Origin of the sequence: Pseudomonas sp. CFBP 13710, from assembly GCF_014842235.1 — a bacterium.
GTDB classification, from domain to species: domain Bacteria; phylum Pseudomonadota; class Gammaproteobacteria; order Pseudomonadales; family Pseudomonadaceae; genus Aquipseudomonas; species Aquipseudomonas baltica.
On the sequence record NZ_JACYVJ010000004.1, the window covers coordinates 230,150 to 251,300 of the forward strand.

Below are 21,151 nucleotides of genomic sequence, written 5' to 3' on the forward strand. Positions count from 1 at the left end.
GGCCGCACCGCGCATGACAGGCCGTCTTACAGAATGTAGCGCGACAGGTCTTCGTTCTGCGCCAGCTCACCCAGGTGGCTGTTCACGTACTCGGCATCGATCTGGATCGGCGCCTCGCTGTGCGCAGCGGCCATGTCGCCGGCGCTGAACGAGACTTCCTCCAGCAACCGCTCGAGCAACGTGTGCAGGCGGCGCGCACCGATGTTCTCGGTCTTCTCGTTGACCTGCCAGGCGATCTCGGCCAAACGCTTGATCCCTTCGGGCACGAACTCGATGTTCAAGCCTTCGGTCTTCAGCAACTCGCGATACTGCTCGGTCAGCGAGGCATGTGGCTCGCTGAGGATGCGCTCGAAGTCCTGCGGGCTCAACGCCTTGAGTTCGACGCGAATCGGCAGGCGACCCTGCAGTTCGGGAACCAGATCGCTCGGCTTGCTCAGGTGGAACGCACCCGAGGCAATGAACAGGATATGGTCGGTCTTGACCATGCCCAGCTTGGTGTTGACCGTGCAGCCTTCGATCAACGGCAGCAGGTCGCGTTGCACGCCTTCACGGGACACGTCGGCACCGCCCACATTGCCGCGCTTGGCCACCTTGTCGATTTCATCGATGAAGACGATACCGTGCTGCTCGACGGCTTCCAGTGCCTTGGCCTTGAGCTCTTCCTCGTTGACCAGGCGGCCGGCTTCTTCGTCGCGGACCATTTTCAGCGCGTCCTTGACCTTGAGCTTGCGGCTCTTCTTCTTGCCCTTGCCCATGTTGGCGAACAGGCTCTGCAGCTGGTTGGTCATTTCTTCCATGCCGGGAGGCGCGGAGATGTCCACGCCACCCATCTGCTCGGCCACCTCGATCTCGACTTCCTTGTCGTCCAGCTGGCCTTCGCGCAGGCGCTTGCGGAACAGCTGACGGGTGTTCGAATCGTTGCTCACCGGCTCTTCGTTGAAGCCTGCACGGGCGGCGGGCAACAGCGCATCGAGAATGCGCTCTTCGGCCGCATCCTCGGCGCGGTGGCGAACCTTGACCATTTCCTGCTCGCGCAGCAGCTTGATGGCCGCATCGGCCAGGTCGCGGATGATCGATTCGACATCGCGGCCTACATAGCCGACCTCGGTGAACTTGGTCGCTTCGACCTTGATGAACGGTGCATTGGCGAGCTTGGCCAGGCGCCGCGCGATTTCGGTCTTGCCGACGCCGGTAGGGCCGATCATCAGGATGTTCTTGGGCGTCACTTCGACGCGCAGTTCTTCGGGCAGCTGCATGCGCCGCCAGCGGTTGCGCAGGGCAATGGCGACAGCGCGCTTGGCATCGTCCTGGCCGATGATGTGGCGATTGAGTTCGTGGACGATTTCGCGGGGGGTCATGGACATGGTGTGTTCCGGACTCGGAGGTTCAGGCAGGGAAGGGGTGAAGGCTTGCGACGCATTGCGTGCAGGCCTGGCCCCACAACCGTCTGATCACTCGGCGAGATCCTGCTCCTCGATGGTCATGTTGTGATTGGTGAACACGCAGATGTCGCCAGCGATGCCCAGGGCGGTCTCGACGATTTCCCGTGCGCCCAGCTCGGTCTTCTTCAGCAGCGCACTGGCCGCGGCCTGCGCGAACGCGCCGCCGGAGCCCATGGCGATCAGGCCGTCTTCGGGTTCGACCACGTCACCGTTGCCGGTGATGATCAAGGAAGCGTCCTTGTTGGCCACCGCCAGCATCGCCTCGAGACGGCTGAGCGAGCGGTCGGTGCGCCATTCCTTGGCCAGTTCCACGGCGGCACGGACCAGATGGCCCTGATGTTTCTCCAACTGGCCTTCGAAACGCTCGAAGAGCGTGAAGGCGTCGGCGGTGGCACCGGCAAAGCCGGCGATGACCTGGCCGTGGTACAGGCGACGGACTTTCTTGGCGTTGCCTTTCATCACGGTATTGCCGAGAGAAACCTGGCCGTCGCCGCCCATGACGACTTTGCCATGACGGCGGACTGAAACGATGGTGGTCAAGGGGAGAGTCTCCACGCAGCGGGGCGAAAATGCCCTGATGGAAACGAATATGGGGGTGGGTGAGGAGATTTCAACCTTTTTCGGTTGTGCGTGGTGGTGGGACAGCTTGCGGGTATCGGGAGGTCCGTGTCACGGCTTTCGCGGCCGCTGACCGCTCCTACGGTCTGCAGGAGCGGTCAGCGGCCGCGAAGGGCGCGCCGCGGTTTACTGCCGGATCTGCCTTTGCTGCAACAGCAGGTTACTAAAGCCACTGCCGGCCAGCTGTTTCTGCGCCACGGTCAGCTGCTCGCGGTTGCTGAACGGACCCACCAGTACCCGGTACCAGGTGTCTTCCTTGACCGTCCCGGACTCCACGTTCACCGACTGCCCCAGCAGGATGATCTGCGCCCGCACCCGGTCGGCATCCGCCTGCTTGCGGAACGAACCGGCCTGCAGGTAGAACTGCGTGGTTGCGGCAGGCTTGATCACCGGCGGGGCCGGCGGCGGGGTCGCGCCACTGAGCGCGGCCTGAGCCCGGGCAGTGTCGATCTTGGCTGCCTCGGCCGGGGTTACCGGCGCCTGGGCCGGAATCGGTGGGGTTTTCTCGGGCACCGCTTCGGGTGGCACGATCACTTCGGATTCAGGCAGCAGCGTATAGAAGTCGTACTTGGGTTTGACCGGGGCCTGCGGGCTGGGCGGCGTCTTGTTCGCCTCGGCGATCTTTTCCGCTTTCAGTTGCTCGGCCTTGACCCGCTTGACGTCGCTGTTGCCCGGCTCGAGCTTCATCAGGAACACCACGAAGGCCCCCACGCTCAGGCCGATCGCCAGCCACAGCCAGCCTGGGATGGGCTTCTTCGCAGGTGCGGAATTGCGGCTGGCGCCGCGTTTGGGTGCGGGTTTTTTCTTGGCAGCCAACTTACATACGCTCCAGTGTTTCCAGGCCCAACAGAGCCAATCCTTGCTTGAGGGTGCGACCGGTCAGCGCCGCCAGGCGCAGGCGGCTGTGTTGCTGAGCGGGGTGTTCGGCCGCCAGAATCGGGCAGTTCTCGTAGAAGCTGGAGAACAGCCCGGCCACATCGTACAGGTAAGTGCACAGCACATGGGGCGTGCCTTTCTCGCCGACGTTGTTCAGTACTTCGGTGAACTGCGCCAGCTTGGCAGCCAGTTCCTTCTCGTGCTCGGCTTCCAGCACGATCTGCCCTTCGACGTCCGCGAAGTTCTTGCCCAGCTTGCGGAACACACCGGCCACGCGGGTATAGGCGTAGAGCAGGTAGGGCGCGGTGTTGCCTTCGAAATTGAGCATCAGGTCGAAGTTGAAGCTGTAGTCGCTGGTGCGGTGCTTGGACAGGTCGGCATATTTCACCGCCCCGATGCCCACGGCTCGGGCGATCACGCGCAGGTCGGCCTCGGCGGTCTCGGGGTTCTTTTCCTTGACCAGGGTGTAGGCGCGTTGCTCGGCTTCATCGAGCAGGTCGACCAGTTTCACGGTGCCACCGTCACGGGTCTTGAACGGACGTCCGTCGGCGCCGTTCATGGTGCCGAAACCCATGTGCTCCGGCTGCATGCCGTTGGTGATGAAACCGGCACGGCGCGCGACCTCGAACACCTGCTGAAAGTGCAGGGCCTGGCGCTGGTCGACGAAGTACAGCGCGCGGTCGGCCTTGAGCACGTTGCTGCGATAGCGCACCGCTGCCAGGTCGGTGGTGGCGTACAGATAACCGCCACCGGCCTTCTGCACGATCACCGGCAGGGGCGTGCCTTCGGCCGTCTTGAATTCTTCGAGGAACACGCACTGCGCGCCGTTGCTTTCCACCAGCAGACCCTTGGCGCGTAGGTCCGCGACCACGTTGGCGAGGTCGTCGTTGTAGGCGCTTTCGCCCATCACGTCGGCCGGCGTCAGTTTGACGTTCAGGCGCTCGTAGGTGCTTTGGCAGTGCGACAGGGAAATTTCGTTGAAGCGCTTCCACAAGGCCAGGCATTCGGCATCGCCGGCCTGCAATTTGACCACCAGGCCGCGGGCACGCTCGGCGAACTCTGCGGATTCATCGAAGCGCTGCTTGGCCGCGCGGTAGAAATTCTCGAGGTCGGAGAGCTCGTCGCTGGTGGCGGGCTTTTCCTGGAGATAGGCCAGCAACATGCCGAACTGCGTGCCCCAGTCGCCGACATGGTTCTGGCGGATCACGGTATCGCCAAGAAACTCCAGCACATTGGCCACGCCGTCGCCAATGATGGTCGAGCGCAGGTGGCCTACGTGCATTTCCTTGGCGAGGTTGGGTGCAGACAGATCGACCACCACACGCTGCGCGGGGCCGGCCTTGCGCACGCCGATGCGGGCATCGGCCAGGGCGGCGTCCAGGCGCGCGGCGAGGGCCGCACCGTTCTGGAAGAAATTGAGGAAGCCGGGGCCGGCGATTTCCACCTTGCTCACCTGCTCGTCGGTCGGCAGTGCGGCAATCAGCTTTTCTGCCAGGTCGCGCGGCTTCATGCCGGCAGGCTTGGCCAGCATCATGGCGATGTTGCTGGCGAAATCGCCGTTCTTCTTGTCGCGCGAGTTTTCCACCTGGATTGCCGGCGTCAGACCTTCTGGCAGCACACCTTCGGCGACAAGGTGGGTCAGGGCTTGTTGAATCAGCTGGCGAATGGTGTCTTTCATGGGGTTCTCGGTCGACCGCAGGTACGGCGGTGCTGGATGCGCGGGTGGAAAAACTGGGCATTATCCGGTTGTTGGCCGGGGTTGCCAACCCGCAAATCCCCCCTGCAAACCACCACCCCTGTAGCAGCGGCGCCAGCCGCGACGGCGGACGCCGCCGATCCCTGCCTCAGGTGCGCCTATCTCAATACAAATCCACCGGGTCCACATCCAGCGACCAACGCACCTGTCGCCCGCTCGGCAGTTGCTCCAGTTGCAGCATCCAGGCATTGAGCAGGCGGTGCAGCGGGGCGCGCAGCGTTGCCTGGACCAGCAACTGTGCGCGATAGCGTCCGGCGCGCCGTTCCATGGGTGCCGGGACCGGCCCCAGCAGCTCCAGGCCGCCCAGGGCCAGTTGCGCCACCAGCACTTCGGCTGCCGCACAGGCCTCATCCAGAAAGGCTTCGGCCTGGCCCGGCTTGTGCGCTTCGGCACGCAGCAGTGCCAGGTGCGCGAAGGGCGGCAGGCCTGCGCCTCGTCGCTCGGCCAGGGCCTGCTCGGCGAAAGCGAAGTAGCCCTGCTCGGTCAGTTGCACCAGCAGCGGGTGGTCGGCCAGGTGGGTCTGAATGATCACCTTGCCCGGTTCCTCCGCGCGACCGGCGCGGCCTGCCACCTGAACGATCAACTGTGCCATGCGCTCGCTGGCGCGGAAGTCGCCGGAGAACAGCCCGCCGTCGGCATCCAGAATCGACACCAGGGTGACCCGTGGAAAGTGATGCCCCTTGGCAAGCATCTGGGTGCCGACGAGGATGCACGGATGGCCTTTCTGGATGGTTGCGAACAGCTGGTTCATCGCGTCCTTGCGCGAGGTGCTGTCGCGGTCGACGCGCAGCACCGGGTAATCGGGAAAGAGGATCGCCAGGCGTTCCTCGGCGCGCTCGGTGCCTGCGCCGACCGGACGCAGGTCTACCGTGCCGCACTTGGGGCACTGGCGCGGCACGCGTTCGACATGCCCGCAATGATGGCAGCGCAACTCGCCCGAGCGTTGGTGGACCGTGGTACGGGCATCGCAGCGTGGGCACTCGGATAACCAGCCGCAGTCGTGGCACAGCAGGGTGGGCGCGAAGCCGCGGCGATTGAGAAACACCAGCACCTGTTGGCCATTGGCCAGGGTCTGGCCGATGGCCTGCTGCATCGGTCCGCTGATGCCGCTGTCCAGCGGCCGGCTCTTTACATCCAGGCGCATGAACTTGGGTTGCTGGGCGCCACCGGCGCGATGGTCGATGCGCAGCAGGCCGTAGCGGCCGGTATGGGCGTTGTGCAGGCTCTCCAGGGAAGGCGTGGCCGAGCCCAGCACAATGGGAATGTTCTCTTGGCTGGCGCGCACCAGCGCCAGGTCGCGTGCGTGGTAACGCAGGCCTTCCTGCTGTTTATAGGAGCCGTCATGTTCTTCGTCGATGATGATCAGCCCAGGGTTCTTCATCGGCGTGAACAGCGCCGAGCGGGTGCCGATGATGATGTCGGCCTCGCCATCGCGTGCCGCCAGCCAGGCGTCGAGGCGGTCGCGGTCATTGACCGCCGAGTGCACCAGCGCGATGCGTGCGTTGAAGCGCTGCTCGAAGCGCGCCAGGGTTTGCGGGCCGAGGTTGATTTCCGGGATCAGCACCAACGCCTGTTTGCCGGCTTCCAGGCATTCGTGGATCAGTTGCAGGTACACCTCGGTCTTGCCGCTGCCGGTCACGCCCGCCAGGAGAAACGCATGGAAGCCGCCGAGGCTGGCGCGAATCGCCTCGAAAGCCGCGCGTTGCTCTTCGTTGAGCGGCAGTTCCGGTTGCGCCAGCCAGTGTTCGGCCCGCGGCCCGGGGCCGTGGCGGCGAACTTCCACGCTGACCAGTTGCTTGGCCAGCAGCAGGTCGAGGCTGTCCTTGTTCAGTTGCAGCTTGCTCAACAGCTGATGGGCGACGCCATGGGGGTGCTGGGCCAGGGTCTTGAGGGCATCGCGCTGCTTGGGTGCGCGGGCGATGCGCGGGTCGTCCAGGCGTGCATCGGCGGCGGCGTGCCAGAAGCGCTCCTGGCGCGCTTCGGCCGGTTCGCCCTGACGCAGCAGCACCGGCAACGCCCAGCTGAGGGTGTCCCCCAGGCCGTGCTGGTAGTACTGCGAAGTCCACAGGCACAACTTGAACAGCGCAGGTGGCAGGGGGCTTACCGCATCGAGCAGGGCAATGGCGGGCCTGAGCTTGTCGGCCGGTACGTTGCTGTGGCTGACCACTTCGATCAGGATGCCGATCATTTCCCGCCGCCCGAATGGTACCCGCAGGCGCATGCCGGGCATGAACACGGTGTGCGCAGTGTTGGCGGGCGCCTTGTAGTCGAACAGGCGTCGCAGCGGCGAGGGCAGGGCGAGGCGCAGGATGACGTCGGGCACGCGGGAGTTCTCTTGAGTGGGAGCAACTGCAGTCGCAGGAGCGGTCATCGGCCGCGAGGGCTGCGCCGCGGTGTTACCGAAATGACGCGGTACGCCATTCGCGGCCGGAGACCGCTCCTACGTGATTTACGGGTCGCGGCTGGTTGCCGCTCGCACGGGGTTCGAGGTGCGCAGACTAGCAGACGACGGCCGGTGCGAGCGACACCTTGCGTGTTCGCCCTGTTCTGTTAATATACGCGGCCTAATTACGTGCGGTACTCGACAATGGTGTCGGGTGGCGGCACGCAGCCTGAGGAAGTCACCATGAAAGCCGATATCCATCCAGTATACGAAGCCATCGACGCTACCTGCAGCTGCGGTAACGTCATCAAGACCCGTTCGACTCTGGCCAAGCCACTGAGCCTCGACGTCTGCTCCGAATGCCACCCGTTCTACACTGGCAAGCAGAAGACCCTGGACGTTGGCGGTCGTGTTGACCGTTTCAAGCAGCGTTTCGGCGGCTTCGGCGCCAAGAAAGCTTGATTGGTTTGCTCTCGCTGTTGAAGAAGGCGCCCCTTGCGGGCGCCTTTTTTGTGGGCGTTTTCTGGCTTGGCGCCGCTCAGGCCGAGGCCTTCTGCCCGGCTCCGAGCGGGCTGGGCACCGCCCAGGTCCGCCAGGTCATCGACGGCGATACCCTGCGCCTGCAGGATGGCCGCAGCGTCCGCCTGATCGGTATCAATGCGCCTGAGATCGGTCGCCAGGGGCGCGGCGACGAGCCCTACGCCGTGGCCGCGCGGCGCCGGTTGCAGGCGCTGGTCGATGACAGCGACGGCCTGGTCGGCCTGCAGTTGGGCCGCGAGAGCCAGGATCGCTACCAGCGCACCCTGGCCCATGTCTATGGCCGCGGTGGGCTGAACTTCGAGGCGCAATTGCTGGCCGAAGGACTGGCCCTGCAGGTCGCGGTGGCGCCCAATGTCGAGCAGGTGGCCTGCCAGCAGCAGGCCGAGCACGCCGCACGAATGGCCGGGCTGGGGCTGTGGCGTCAATCGCCGGCCATCGCCGCCGCGCAGGTGGAGCGTGCCGGCTTCGCCCTGCTCGGCGGGCGGGTCAGCAAGGTCGAACGCAACCGCGCCGGGGCCTGGATCGAACTGGACGACTCGGTGGTCCTGCACGTCGCGCCCAAGGTGTTCGCGCTGTTCCCCGAAGGCTGGCTCGATGCCCTGAAAGGCCAAAAGGTCGAGGCCCGCGGCTGGGTGCTGGATCGCAATCGGCGCGGCAATCGGGCTGCCGGGCAGTTGCGCTGGATGTTGCCGGTGAGCACCCCGCAGATGGTGCAGATACAGCCGTGAACCGGCCAGAGGCGCCTGTGCATGGGCTGCCTCGCAGGCCCTCGACGGCCCTGTCGGTACCCGCCGAAAGTCGTAGGCCAGGGGCCTTGACGCATGTGACCGGGTAGTCTTGTCGGGTGTAGGCATCTTGCGTATCCTCGCGGGTCTCGTCAGACCAACGTAAAAGCGGAACGCCCCCAATGTCAGATTTGAAAACTGCCGCTCTCGAGTACCATGCCCATCCACGCCCAGGCAAACTGAGCGTCGAACTCACCAAGCCCACTGCAACCGCCCGCGACCTGTCGCTGGCCTACAGCCCCGGTGTAGCCGAGCCCGTTCGCGAAATCGGTCGCGATCCCGAGCTGGCCTACAAGTACACCGGCAAGGGTAACCTGGTAGCGGTCATCTCCGACGGCACCGCCATTTTGGGCCTGGGCAACCTCGGCCCGCTGGCTTCCAAGCCGGTCATGGAAGGCAAGGGCGTTCTGTTCAAGCGTTTCGCCGGCATCGACGTCTTCGACATCGAAGTCGACTCGGAAAGCCCGCAGGCCTTCATCGACACGGTCAAGCGTATCTCGATCACCTTCGGTGGCATCAACCTGGAAGACATCAAGGCGCCCGAGTGCTTTGAAATCGAACGCGCGCTGATCGAGCAGTGCGACATTCCGGTATTCCACGATGACCAGCACGGTACCGCGATCGTCACCGCAGCCGGCATGATCAACGCCTTGGAAATCGCCGGCAAGACTCTGGAAGACGCCAAGATCGTCTGCCTGGGCGCTGGCGCCGCCGCTATCTCGTGCATGAAGCTGCTGGTCAGCATGGGCGCTCGCATCGAGAACATCTTCATGATCGACCGCACGGGCGTGATCCACGCCGGCCGCGACGACCTGAACCAGTACAAGGCGGTCTTCGCCCACACCACCGAGAAGCGCACCCTGGCCGATGCCCTGCAGGGCGCCGATGTGTTCGTCGGTCTGTCGGGCCCCAACCTGCTGAGCGCCGAAGGCCTGAAGTCGATGGCCGCCAATCCGATCGTGTTCGCCTGCTCCAACCCCGATCCGGAGATCTCCCCGGAACTGGCGCACGCCACCCGCGACGACGTGATCATGGCCACCGGTCGTTCCGACTACCCGAACCAGGTCAACAACGTGCTGGGCTTCCCGTTCATCTTCCGTGGTGCCCTGGACGTTCGCGCCAAGCGCATCAACGAAGAAATGAAGATCGCCGCCGCCAACGCCCTGCGTGAACTGGCCAAGCTGCCCGTGCCCCAGGAAGTCTGCGACGCCTACGGCGGTATTTCGCTGGAATTCGGTCGCGAGTACATCATTCCCAAGCCGATGGACCCACGGCTGATCACCCTGATCTCCGACGCCGTGGCCAAGGCTGCGATCGAGACCGGTGTGGCCACCCTGCCGTACCCCAAGCATTACCCGCTGCAGAGCGTGGATGACGTGTTCAACGGCTAAGCCTTTGGACGCGCCATGAAAAAAGCCCCGGCTCGCGAGAGTCGGGGCTTTTTTTGTGGTGGCGGTGCTGGCGCTTTCGCGGCCACTGACCGCTCCTACAGGTGTGCACGATCTGGCGCTTTCGCGGCCACTGGCCGCTCCTACGGATGTCCACAAACCGTGTAGGAGCGGCCAGTGGCCGCGAAGGGCTCGACGCGGTCTGGTATCAGAACAGGTCGATCGGCGCCGATTCGTCTGCCGGGAGCGGGCTGCCCGGTGCGCTGCCGCCACCGAACTCGCTGTTGGAAGGCGGTGTGTCTTCGCTCTTGAACAGCTCGAAGTAGGCGCCCGGCGTGCCCGGTGCGGCCGCGCGGCCGCTGATCGGGTCTACCCGCAGGCTGAGGATGCCGTCGGGCTCGGGCTGCACATGAGCCGGCTTGTCCTTGAGCGCGGCGGCCATGTAGGTCATCCAGATCGGCAGTGAAACGGTGCCGCCAAACTCGTGCCGGCCCAGGGTTTCAGGCTGGTCGAAGCCCGACCAGACAGTGGTCATGTAGTCGGCGTTGTAGCCCGAGAACCAGGCATCCTTCGAGTCGTTGGTAGTGCCCGTCTTGCCGGCCAGGTCGGTGCGACCCAGGGCCATGGCGCGGCGCCCGGTGCCCTTCTTGATGACGTCCTCGAGCATGCTGGTGAGGATGAACGCGGTGCGCCCGTCGATGATCCGCTCGGCAATCACCGGGGCCGGGGCGGCGCCTGGCGTCAAGGTGGCGTCCACCGCGATGGGGGCCGATACCGTGGTCGCGCTGGCCGGTGCCGCCTGGGGCGTGGCGGCGGCGATGTCGTCGGCCGGTACCGTCGGCGGATTGGCGCGGAACAGGGTCTCGCCGTTGCGGCTGTCGATACGTTCGATCAAGTACGGCGAAACCTTGTAGCCGCCATTGGCGAACACGCTCCAGCCCGTGGCAATTTCCATTGGTGTCAGGGTGGCGGTGCCCAGTGCCAGCGACAGGTTGCGGGGCAGGTCCTGCTTGTTGAAGCCGAACTTGCTGATGTAGTCGATGGTGCTGTCTACACCCAGGCTCTGCAGCACGCGGATCGAGACCAGGTTGCGCGACTTGTACAGCGCTTCACGCAGCCGGATCGGGCCCAGAAAGGTATTGGTGTCGTTCTTGGGGCGCCAGACCTTGTCCACCGACTCGTCGACGAACACGATGGGGGCGTCGTTGACCAGGCTGGCGGGCGTGTAGCCCTTGTCCAGTGCCGCGCTATAGATGAACGGCTTGAAGCTGGAGCCCGGCTGCCGCTTGGCCTGCATCGCACGATTGTAGTTGCTCTGTTCGAACGAGAAACCACCGACCAAGGCACGGATGGCGCCGGTGCGCGGGTCCAGCGACACCAGCGCGCTCTGCACCGTCGGTACCTGGCTGAACTTCAAGGTGTCATCGTCTTGACGCTGCACGCGGATCAGATCGCCTACCTGCGCAACGTCCGACGGCTGCGCAGGCGTGCGCCCGACACTGTTGGTGTTCATGAAGGGGCGCGCCCATTTCATGCTGTCCCAGGCAATCGACTCCTGCTTGTCGTCGCGGGTGAGCACGACGATGCCCGTCTTGTCGACCTTGGTGACGATGGCAGGCTCCAGGCCGTTCAGCGGACGCTGGCGAGTCAGTTCCTGGGCCCACTCGCGCGGCGTCTTGCCGGGCAGGCGAGCTTCCGGACCGCGATAGCCATGGCGTTGATCGTAGGCGATCAGCCCGGAGCTGATGGCGTGGTTGGCGTCTTCCTGCAGATTGCTCGGCACCGTGGTGGTGACGTTGAAGCCCTGTGTATAGGCCTCGCTGCCGTAGCGCCCGACCATTTCGGCACGGGCCATTTCGGCGATCCACGGCGCGCTGACTTCCGGCGTGGGCACGTGATAGCTGGCGTTGAGCGGCTCGCCGACGGCAGCGTTGTAGCTGGCTTCGTCGATCTTGCCCAGGCGGAACATGCGCCCCAGGATCCAGTCGCGACGCTCCTTGCTGCGTACCGGGTTGGCCAGCGGGTTGAAGCGGGAAGGCGCCTTGGGCAGGCCGGCGATCATCGCCATCTGCGCCAGGCTTACGTCGCGGATCGACTTGCCGTAATACACCTGTGCGGCGGCTTCGATCCCGTAGGCCCGGTTGCCCAGGTAGATCTTGTTCACGTACAGCTCGAGAATCTCATCCTTGGTAAGTTGGCGCTCGATTTGCAAGGCAAGGAGGATTTCAGTGATTTTGCGTGAAAAACTGCGTTCGGACGTCAAGAAATAGTTCTTGGCGACCTGCATGGTGATGGTACTGCCGCCGGTCTGGATATGACCGCTGCGCACCAGCTGCGAGGCGGCGCGCATGAGGCTGCTGGGGTCGACGCCGTAATGGTTTTCGAAATTGTCGTCTTCTGCGGACAACAGGGCTTGGATGAAATGTGGCGGAATCTCGGCGAACTTGATCGGCGAGCGGCGCATCTCGCCGAACTCGGCGATCAGTTTTCCGTCGCTGCTGAAGACCCGCAGGGGGATCTGCAGCTCGACGCTGCGCAGGGCGTCGACAGACGGCAAGCTGGGGCTGAGATACAGAAATGCCCCGCTGAGTACGAGCAACAGCCCGCAGACGACGGCGAGGAAAGACCACCAGAAAAACTTCAGCAGGCGTATCAAGGCTTTTGGATTTCCAGATAAAAGAATGGGTTAAGCGCAGCACGCGGTACGTGGAAAAAACGCTGGGCATTATAAGCATTTTTCGACCCGGAGCGTCATTTGCGCTTCTGTCAAGACTGCTATTAAATGCCTCGTACGACAAAGGGTCCGTAAGTCGCGGATAGTAATAGGGAATCGGTTGTGCGTGGACTCTTCAGCAAGAAAGCACATTCGCTATTGGGCATCGACATCAGCTCCACGTCGGTCAAATTGCTCGAGCTGAGCCGCACGGGCAACCGTTTCCGGGTCGAGTCGTATGCCGTGGAACCGTTGCCGGCCAATGCCGTGGTCGAGAAGAACATTGCCGAACTCGAAGGCGTCGGGCATGCCCTGAGCCGCGTGCTGGTCAAGGCGCGCACCGGTACCCGCATCGTCGCGGTGGCCGTGGCCGGTTCGGCGGTGATCACCAAGACCATCGAGATGGACGCCGGCCTGTCGGACGACGAGCTGGAAACCCAGCTCAAGGTCGAGGCCGACCAGTACATTCCCTACCCCCTCGAAGAAGTCGCCATCGACTTCGAAGTGCAGGGCTATTCGGCGCGCAACCCCGAGCGGGTCGAGGTATTGCTGGCTGCCTGCCGCAAGGAAAACGTCGAGGTCCGCGAGGCTGCCCTGGCCCTGGCCGGGCTGAGCGCCAAGGTGGTGGATGTCGAGGCGTATGCGCTGGAGCGTGCCTTTGGCCTGCTCACCGCGCAGCTGGCCGGTGGCAACCAGGCCCTGACCGTGGCCGTGGTGGACATCGGCGCGACCATGACCACCCTCAGCGTGCTGCACAACGGCCGCATCATCTATACCCGCGAGCAGTTGTTCGGTGGGCGCCAGCTGACCGAGGAAATCCAGCGCCGCTACGGCCTTTCCAACGAGGAAGCCGGCCTGGCCAAGAAGCAGGGCGGGCTGCCCGACGACTATGTGGCCGAAGTGCTGCAACCGTTCAAGGATGCCGTGGTACAGCAGGTGTCGCGCTCGCTGCAGTTCTTCTTTGCCGCCGGCCAGTTCAACGATGTCGACTACATCATGCTCGCCGGTGGCACTGCTTCGATTTCCGGCCTGGATCGACTGATCCAGCAACGCCTGGGCACCCCGACCCTGGTGGCCAACCCGTTCGCCGACATGGCCCTGAGCAGCAAGGTCAATGCCGGTGCGCTGGCCAGCGATGCACCGGCCTTGATGATCGCCTGTGGCCTGGCGCTGAGGAGCTTCGACTAGATGGCAAGGATCAACCTGCTGCCGTGGCGCGAGCAGCTGCGAGAAGAGCGCAAGCGACAATTCCTGATTGCCATGGCCGGCGTGCTGGTCGGCGCCATCGCGGTCATTTTTCTGGCGGACCGATTCATCGGCAATGCCATCGACACCCAGACGGCGCGTAATGCCCACCTGCAGTCCGAGATCGTCCTGCTCGATCAGCGCATCAAGTCGATCAGTGAGCTCAAGGCGCGGCGCAAGCAATTGCTCGAGCGCATGAAAACCATCCAGGACCTGCAGGGCAACCGCCCGATCATCGGGCGCATCTTCGACCAGATGGCGCGCACGCTGCCCGACGGCGTGTACTTCACCGACGTGAAAATGACCGACAAGAGCATTGCCATTGCCGGCGCCGCCGAGACCAACAACCGCGTGTCCGACCTGTTGCGCAACCTCGACGCTTCGCCCTGGCTGGAAGCGCCCGCCCTCAACGAAGTCAAGGCCAACACCAGTGCCGACGTCAACGGCGCCAACAGTTTCCAGCTGACCGTGCGCCAGACCGCTCCGGTCCAGGCCGAAGGGGACGACAAATGAACCCTTCGAGCTGGATGGACAGCCTGCGCAAGGTCGAGCTCAGCGAGCTTGACCTGAACAACATCGGTTCGTGGCCGACTGCGGTCAAGGTGATTGCCGGCGTGTTGCTGATGGCGCTCATTCTCGGCCTGGGCTACAACTTCCACATCTCGGACCTCGAAGCGCAATTGCAGCAGCAGGCCGATCAGGAAACTGCGCTCAAGGAGCAGTTCTCCACCAAGGCCTTCCAGGCGGCGAACCTGGAAACCTACACCGAGCAGATGCAGGAAATGGAAACGTCGTTCGGCGCGATGCTGCGCCAGTTGCCCAGCGACACCGAAGTGCCGGGCCTGCTCGAGGACATCACGCGCACCGGTCTGGGTTCGGGGTTGGAGTTCGAAGAAATAAAATTGTTGCCTGAGGTGACCCAGCAGTTTTATATCGAGCTGCCGATACAGATCAGCGTGACCGGCACCTACCACGACCTGGCCACCTTCGTCAGTGGCGTGGCCAGCCTGCCACGGATCGTCACCCTGCACGATTTCGAAGTGAAACCCGTGGATCCGAAGGCCAGCAACAGCCAGCTGCGCATGAGTATCCTGGCCAAGACCTACCGCTACAACGATCAAGGCCTGCCTGGCGCGGACGCGGCACCGACACAGGGGCAAGCGAAATGAAAGCAGTATTCGTTGCAGGCCTGGCCGCGTGCATGCTGGTGCTGGCAGGTTGCGGTGGCAACGGCGATTTCGCCGACCTCGACGCATTCATGGCCGAGGTCAAGGCCAGGCCCAAGGGCAAGATCGAACCGATACCGCGCTTTGCGCCCTATCAGGCGTTCAGTTACGAGGCTGCGTCGTTGCGCAGTCCGTTCCAGCCACCGATCAAGATCGAACTGGTGAACAGGCAGAAGGGCTCCCGGCTCATCAAGCCCGACACGACGCGGGTCAAGCAATTCCTGGAGGGTTTCAACATCGAGGATTTCGAAATGGTCGGCACCCTGGGCAATGCCGGTGGGCGCTTTGCCCTGATGCGCGGCGCCGGTGGCGTGCACCGCCTGAAGGTAGGCGATTACCTGGGTCGCAACGACGGGCGGATCATCGCCATCAGCGATGCCCAGGTCGATGTCGTTGAAATCGTTCCCGATGGGGATGGTGGTTGGTTGGAGCGGCCTCGCACCATCCCGCTCAAAGAGCGCTCGTAAAGGGCTTGGGTCAAGCATGTCTAGTGGAACTCGAAAATGAACAGGATTCTCTCAGCCTTCGGTATTTCGCTAGGGATAGCGATGCTTTCACCGATCGTCATGGCCGCGAACTTGAAGACGCTCGACGTTGCCTCCCTGCCCGGTGATCGCGTCGAGCTCAAGCTTTCGTTCGACGGCCCGGTCACGGCGCCACGCGGCTATACCACCGAGCAACCGGCCCGGATCGCCCTCGACCTGCCGGGTGTGACCAGTCAACTGGGCGCCCGCAGTCGCGACCTGGGCGTGGGCAATGCCCGCAGTGTGGTGGTGGTCGAGGCCACCGACCGCACACGGATCATCGTCAACCTGACAAAGCTCGCGCCCTACAGCACTCGCGTGCAGGGCAACGACCTGTTCGTGTTGGTGGGCGAGGGTGCCGCGGCCCTGCAGGGCACGGCGATACCGGCTCCGACGGCAGCCCGGCCCGCCCCGCGACCCGCAGCCGTGCCTGCGCCTGCGCGCGCGGCAGTGCCCGCCGGCCGGGCCATTCGCAACGTCGATTTCCAGCGCGGCGAGCTGGGTGAGGGCAATGTCATCATCGACCTCAGCGACCCGACCATCAGCCCCGATATCCAGGAGCAGGGCGGCAAGATCCTGCTCACTTTCGCCAAGACCCAGCTGCCCGATCCGTTGCGCGTGCGTTTGGACGTGAAGGATTTCGCGACCCCGGTGCAGTTCGTCAACTCCTCGGTCGGCGCCACTGGCGCGACCGTGACCATCGAGCCCAGCGGCAGCTTCGACTACTCCTCGTACCAGACCGAAAACCGCCTGACCATGAGTGTGCGGCCGCTGACCAACGAGGACGTCGCGCGGCGCAATGTCGAGCGCAATGTCTATACCGGCGAGAAGCTCTCGCTGAACTTCCAGGACATCGACGTGCGTTCGGTGCTACAGCTGATCGCCGATTTCACCAACCTCAACCTGGTGGCCAGTGACACGGTGCAGGGTGGCATCACCCTGCGCCTGCAGAACGTTCCCTGGGATCAGGCGCTGGACCTGGTGCTCAAGACCAAGGGCCTGGACAAACGCAAGGTCGGCAACGTGCTGCTGGTGGCCCCGGCCGACGAGATTGCCGCCCGCGAGCGCCAGGAGCTGGAGTCGCAGCGGCAGATTCAGGAGCTGGCGCCGCTGCGCCGCGAGTTGATGCAGGTCAACTATGCCAAGGCTGCCGACATCGCCAAGCTGTTCCAGTCGGTGACCCGCGGCGAGAACGTCGAGACCGAGCGTGGCTCGATCACTGTCGACGAGCGCACCAACAACATCATTGCCTACCAGACCCAGGATCGCCTCGACGAACTGCGTCGTATCGTTACCCAACTGGATATTCCGGTGCGTCAGGTGATGATCGAGGCGCGCATCGTCGAAGCCAACGTCGGCTACAACAAGGCGCTGGGCGTGCGTTGGGGCGGTTCGACCAACCTGAGGGGCAAGAACAACTGGACGGCCTACGGGCTGGACAACAATGGCGACGAAGCCGGCAACACCGGCGCCGACGTCGGCAGCAACACGCCCTTCATCGACCTGGGGGCCGCCGATGCAACCTCCGGCATCGGCCTGGGCTTCGTGACCAACAACGTTCTGCTGGACCTCGAGCTCAGTGCCATGGAAAGCACCGGCAATGGCGAGATCGTCTCCCAGCCCAAGGTGGTGACCTCGGACAAGGAAACCGCGAAGATCCTCAAGGGCACCGAGGTGCCCTACCAGGAGGCCAGCTCCAGCGGCGCCACCACGGTGTCGTTCAAGGAGGCTTCGCTGTCACTCGAGGTGACGCCGCAGATCACCCCGGACAGCCGTATCATCATGGAAGTGAAGGTCACCAAGGATGAGCCCGACTACCTGAACGCGGTGCTGGGTGTACCGCCGATCAGCAAGAACGAGGTCAACGCCAAGGTGCTGGTCAACGACGGCGAGACCATCGTCATCGGTGGGGTTTTCTCCAACACGCAAAGTAAAACCGTGGACAAGGTGCCCTTTTTGGGCGACGTGCCGTATGTTGGGCGCCTTTTCCGTCGGGATGTCGTGTCGGAAGCCAAATCCGAGCTGCTGGTATTCTTGACACCGCGTATCATGAATAACCAGGCGATTGCTGTGAGTCGTTGATTCTGTGCGAAATTTGATACTTGTTGGGCCAATGGGTGCAGGCAAGAGCACCATTGGCCGTTTGCTGGCCAAAGAGCTTCGGTTGCCGTTCAAGGATTCCGACAAGGAAATCGAGACCCGTACCGGAGCGAATATCCCGTGGATCTTCGATCAGGAAGGCGAGGCCGGCTTTCGCGACCGCGAGCAGGCCATGCTGGCCGAGCTGTGCGAATTCGACGGCCTGGTGCTGGCCACCGGCGGTGGCGCGGTCATGCGTGATGAAAACCGCCAGGCGCTGCACGCCGGCGGGCGCGTGGTCTACCTGCACGCCTCGGTCGAACAGCAAGTCGGTCGCACGGCACGCGATCGCAATCGGCCTCTATTGCGCACCGCCAACCCGGAGGCCACGCTGCGGGCCCTGCTGGCAATCCGCGATCCGCTGTACCGCGAGATCGCCGACCTGGTGGTGCAGACCGACGAGCGCCCACCGCGCATGGTGGTCCTCGATATCCTCGAACGCCTGCAACGCCTGCCGCCGCGCTGAAGGCGGCCGTACGCGCGGCCATCCGCTACCGGCGCAGGGCGCCGTTTGACGGCATTCGATTCACAGAACAATAGTGGGGACACATGCAGACACTCAAGGTTGACCTCGGCGAACGCAGCTATCCGATCTACATTGGCGAAGGGCTGCTAGATCAGGCTGGGCTGCTGGCCCCGCACATTGCCGGGCGAAAGGTGGCGGTCATCTCCAACGCCACGGTGGCGCCGCTCTATCTGGATCGCCTGACCCAGACCCTGGGCGCCTATTCGGTGGTGCCCGTGGTGCTTCCGGACGGCGAAGCGTTCAAGAACTGGGAAACCCTGCAGACCATTTTCGATGCCATGCTCACGGCACGGCTGGATCGGCGCGTTACGGTCATTGCCTTGGGCGGCGGTGTCATTGGTGACATGGCCGGGTTCGCTGCTGCCTGCTACCAGCGCGGTGTCGATTTCATCCAGGTGCCGACCACGCTGCTGTCCCAGGTCGACTCGTCGGTGGGCGGCAAGACCGGCATCAACCATCCGCTGGGCAAGAACATGGTCGGTGCGTTCTATCAGCCGCAGGCGGTGGTGATCGACACCACCACCCTGGCCACCTTGCCGCCGCGCGAGCTGTCGGCGGGGCTGGCGGAGGTGATCAAGTACGGATTCATCTGCGACGAACCGTTCCTGGGCTGGCTGGAAGATAACGTCGATGCCCTCCGGGCGCTCGATCAGCCGGCCCTCACGCTGGCCATTGCCCGTTCCTGCGAGGCCAAGGCACGAGTGGTGGGTGCGGACGAACGCGAGTCCGGTGTGCGCGCCACGCTGAACCTGGGGCATACTTTCGGCCACGCCATCGAGACCCATATGGGGTATGGTGTGTGGCTTCACGGTGAGGCCGTGGGGGCCGGTACGGTGATGGCGCTGGAGATGTCCATGCGCCTTGGCTGGATCACCCAGGCCGAGCGGGATCGCGGCATTCGTCTGCTGCAGCGCGCCGGCCTGCCGGTGGTGCCGCCGGCGGAAATGACGCCGACCGATTTCCTCGAGCACATGGCAATCGACAAGAAAGTGCTGGATGGCAGTCTGCGCCTGGTGCTGCTGCGCAGCATCGGCGAAGCAGTGATCACCGCCGACTACCCGCACGATGTGCTTCAGGCGACCCTGGAAGCGGATTACCGCGCCATCGTCGCCGGGCTGGAAGCCTAGTGGAGCCTGTTCCAGCAGGACGTGTTTCCAGCAACCCATCAACGATCCACCTTTGTTCTACGAGAGTTCGATGACAAGTCTGCATGCCGATGAGGCCTTTCTCGGCCACTACCAATTGGATCATGACCCCTTCGCCGCAAGGGTGCCTGGCTTCAAATTCTTCCCGGCCCAGCGCAAGCCGGTACTGGGCCAATTGCACCATCTGGCGCGCTATAGCCAGCTGTTGCTGGTGGTTACCGGCCCCCATGGCAGTGGCAAGACCCTGCTGCGCCAGGCCCTGGTCGCCAGTACCAACAAGCAGTCGGTGCAAAGCATCGTGGTGTCGGCGCGCGGGGCCGGCGATGCCGCCAGCGTGCTGACCCAGGTCGCCCAATCGCTCAACCTCAATACTCTGGAAGTGCCGGCCCTGCTGGCGCAGATCGTCCAGCTGGGGCTGACCGGGCAGGAAGTCTACCTGCTGGTGGACGACGCGGAACAACTCGACGAATCCGCACTCGAAGCCCTGCTGGCGTTGGCGGCGGGCACCGCGGACGGGCGCCCACATGTGTTCCTGTTCGGCGAGCCTTCATTGATCGCGGGCCTGGAGCAGTTCAGCGCCGGGCAGGAATTGTTCCACGTGATCGAGCTGCAACCGTACAGCCTCGAGGAAACCCGCGAATACCTGGCCCTGCGTCTGGAGGGTGCCGGTAAGGGAATCCAGTTGCTCACCAATGATCAGATCGCCGACATTCACGAGAACTCGGATGGTTGGCCAGGAGCCATCAACCAGGTTGCTCGTGACGCGCTGATCGAGGCCATGATCGCTAGCCGCTCGTCGGTGAAGCGTCCTGCTATGGGGTTTAAGATGCCTAAGAAACACGTATTGGCGATTTCCGCCGTTGTCGTCGTCGCTGTGGCTGCCGCCTGGCTGATCCCCAGCCGCGACGGCAAGGCACCGAGCACGACAGAACAGGCCCAGTTGCCAATGGGGCAGGGGCAGCCAAGTGCAGCTCAGTCCAACAACGGCAATCCATCGGTCGAATTCAATGGCAGCTCCCAGTCGTTGCCGATGAATGGACAGCAGCCGGTCATGCGTGGCCCGCTGGCCGAGTCCACCGGCATGGGCGACGGAGAAGAGACGGGCGACGCGGTGAATACGTCGCCGCAGCCGCCTACCGTGACCACCATCGCACCGCCAGCCGGTGTGCCTGCAGGTTCGCCTGCAGCGGTCGCGCCGAGCCCAGCGCCTGCGCGTCAGACAGCTCCGGCAGCAACCACCAAATCTGCGCCGACCACAGCCGTCAAGCCTGCGCCTGCGCCCACCGTGGCGGCCAAGCCAGCTCCGGCGGCCCCTGCAGCGGCCGGCAAAGCTGCCGCCGGCGGCAGCTGGTATGCCGGGCAGTCGCCAAGCAATTATGTGGTGCAGATTCTGGGGACCAGCAACGAAGGCGCTGCGCAGGCCTACGTCAAGGAACAGGGTGGCGAGTTCCGCTACTTCAAGAAAACCCTGCAAGGCAAACCGCTCTACGTGATCACCTATGGCAGTTTCGCCAGCCGTGATGCCGCCGTTGCCGCCATCAAGAACTTGCCAGCCAAGGTCCAGGCTGGTAAACCTTGGCCACGCACTGTCGCCAGCGTCCAACAGGACCTCGCGACAGCTCGCTGATTGTCGGGCGGCACCCTATCCCCGCCGCCCCACCCTCCGGCGTTATCTGAATCCCGAGCCTGCCCCGCACTGCGAGGCAGGCTTCGCCGTCCCTGTCCCCTGGTTTGCTCTGAAAGGCTCAAGCACGGGCTCTGCAGGCATGCGGGCTTGCACTGTCAGGCTGCGGGATTCAGAATCCAGCTCAAGTCGCTATCACAATAGCCTGCTGGAAACGTTCA

Annotated in this window: 17 protein-coding genes; 11 read left to right on the forward strand and 6 right to left on the reverse strand. The window is 63.9% G+C overall.

Going from position 1 to position 21,151, the window contains the following annotated elements; translation table 11 throughout:
• Positions 1–26: 26 nt before the first annotated feature.
• The 5 genes from hslU to IFT44_RS12060 form a co-directional block, all read right to left on the reverse strand.
• Positions 27–1,364 (reverse strand): ATP-dependent protease ATPase subunit HslU, encoded by a 1,338-nt coding sequence (hslU, locus tag IFT44_RS12040; RefSeq protein WP_122480452.1) that lies wholly within the window; start codon positions 1,362–1,364, stop codon positions 27–29.
• A gap of 87 nt (positions 1,365–1,451) precedes the next feature.
• The gene (gene hslV, locus IFT44_RS12045) at positions 1,452–1,982 is read right to left on the reverse strand and encodes an ATP-dependent protease subunit HslV (protein ID WP_043191380.1); all 531 of its coding nucleotides are present in this window, start codon (positions 1,980–1,982) and stop codon (positions 1,452–1,454) included.
• A gap of 204 nt (positions 1,983–2,186) precedes the next feature.
• The gene (locus IFT44_RS12050) at positions 2,187–2,876 is read right to left on the reverse strand and encodes an SPOR domain-containing protein (protein WP_122480451.1); all 690 of its coding nucleotides are present in this window, start codon (positions 2,874–2,876) and stop codon (positions 2,187–2,189) included.
• A 1-nt stretch (position 2,877) separates the two neighbouring features.
• Complete coding sequence (gene argS / locus IFT44_RS12055) at positions 2,878–4,614, reverse strand: arginine--tRNA ligase (protein ID WP_192175954.1); 1,737 nt, start codon at positions 4,612–4,614, stop codon at positions 2,878–2,880.
• Between the two features lie 181 nt (positions 4,615–4,795).
• Entirely contained in the window at positions 4,796–7,015 is a 2,220-nt protein-coding gene (locus tag IFT44_RS12060; protein WP_192058999.1) for a primosomal protein N', read from the reverse strand.
• 303 nt (positions 7,016–7,318) lie between these two features.
• Between IFT44_RS12060 and rpmE the strand changes: the two genes are divergently transcribed.
• From rpmE to IFT44_RS12075, 3 genes are all read left to right on the forward strand, one after another.
• Positions 7,319–7,537, forward strand: coding sequence for a 50S ribosomal protein L31 (gene rpmE, locus IFT44_RS12065; RefSeq protein WP_043193699.1), 219 nt, complete (start codon positions 7,319–7,321; stop codon positions 7,535–7,537).
• A gap of 50 nt (positions 7,538–7,587) precedes the next feature.
• Positions 7,588–8,343 carry a thermonuclease family protein gene (locus tag IFT44_RS12070; protein ID WP_446730948.1) on the forward strand — a complete coding sequence of 252 codons (756 nt, stop codon included), beginning with the start codon at positions 7,588–7,590 and terminating at the stop codon, positions 8,341–8,343.
• A gap of 179 nt (positions 8,344–8,522) precedes the next feature.
• Positions 8,523–9,791 carry a malic enzyme-like NAD(P)-binding protein gene (locus IFT44_RS12075; protein ID WP_122714552.1) on the forward strand — a complete coding sequence of 423 codons (1,269 nt, stop codon included), beginning with the start codon at positions 8,523–8,525 and terminating at the stop codon, positions 9,789–9,791.
• Positions 9,792–9,996: 205 nt separating this feature from the next.
• Here IFT44_RS12075 and IFT44_RS12080 read toward each other — a convergent pair whose 3' ends face one another.
• Positions 9,997–12,441: a penicillin-binding protein 1A gene (locus IFT44_RS12080; RefSeq protein ID WP_425312023.1), complete on the reverse strand. Its 2,445-nt coding sequence runs from the start codon at positions 12,439–12,441 to the stop codon at positions 9,997–9,999.
• Positions 12,442–12,624: 183 nt separating this feature from the next.
• Between IFT44_RS12080 and IFT44_RS12085 the strand changes: the two genes are divergently transcribed.
• The 8 genes from IFT44_RS12085 to IFT44_RS12120 all read left to right on the forward strand — a co-directional run bounded on the left by IFT44_RS12085 (position 12,625) and on the right by IFT44_RS12120 (position 20,933).
• Entirely contained in the window at positions 12,625–13,689 is a 1,065-nt protein-coding gene (locus IFT44_RS12085) for a pilus assembly protein PilM (protein WP_122480446.1), read from the forward strand.
• Positions 13,690–14,259 (forward strand): PilN domain-containing protein, encoded by a 570-nt coding sequence (locus IFT44_RS12090; protein WP_122480445.1) that lies wholly within the window; start codon positions 13,690–13,692, stop codon positions 14,257–14,259.
• The gene (gene pilO, locus IFT44_RS12095) at positions 14,256–14,915 is read left to right on the forward strand and encodes a type 4a pilus biogenesis protein PilO (RefSeq protein WP_122480444.1); all 660 of its coding nucleotides are present in this window, start codon (positions 14,256–14,258) and stop codon (positions 14,913–14,915) included. Before IFT44_RS12090 ends, pilO begins: the two co-directional genes overlap by 4 nt.
• On the forward strand, positions 14,912–15,439 hold the full coding sequence (gene pilP / locus IFT44_RS12100; protein WP_122480443.1) for a type 4a pilus biogenesis lipoprotein PilP: 528 nt from the start codon (positions 14,912–14,914) through the stop codon (positions 15,437–15,439). Before pilO ends, pilP begins: the two co-directional genes overlap by 4 nt.
• Positions 15,440–15,475: 36 nt before the next feature.
• Positions 15,476–17,578 carry a type IV pilus secretin PilQ gene (pilQ, locus tag IFT44_RS12105; RefSeq protein ID WP_192175955.1) on the forward strand — a complete coding sequence of 701 codons (2,103 nt, stop codon included), beginning with the start codon at positions 15,476–15,478 and terminating at the stop codon, positions 17,576–17,578.
• A 4-nt stretch (positions 17,579–17,582) separates the two neighbouring features.
• Positions 17,583–18,101, forward strand: coding sequence for a shikimate kinase AroK (aroK, locus tag IFT44_RS12110; protein WP_043191342.1), 519 nt, complete (start codon positions 17,583–17,585; stop codon positions 18,099–18,101).
• Positions 18,102–18,184: 83 nt separating this feature from the next.
• Positions 18,185–19,288: a 3-dehydroquinate synthase gene (gene aroB, locus IFT44_RS12115; RefSeq protein WP_192175956.1), complete on the forward strand. Its 1,104-nt coding sequence runs from the start codon at positions 18,185–18,187 to the stop codon at positions 19,286–19,288.
• A gap of 70 nt (positions 19,289–19,358) precedes the next feature.
• On the forward strand, positions 19,359–20,933 hold the full coding sequence (locus IFT44_RS12120) for an SPOR domain-containing protein (protein ID WP_192175957.1): 1,575 nt from the start codon (positions 19,359–19,361) through the stop codon (positions 20,931–20,933).
• The last annotated feature ends 218 nt before the right edge of the window (positions 20,934–21,151 follow it).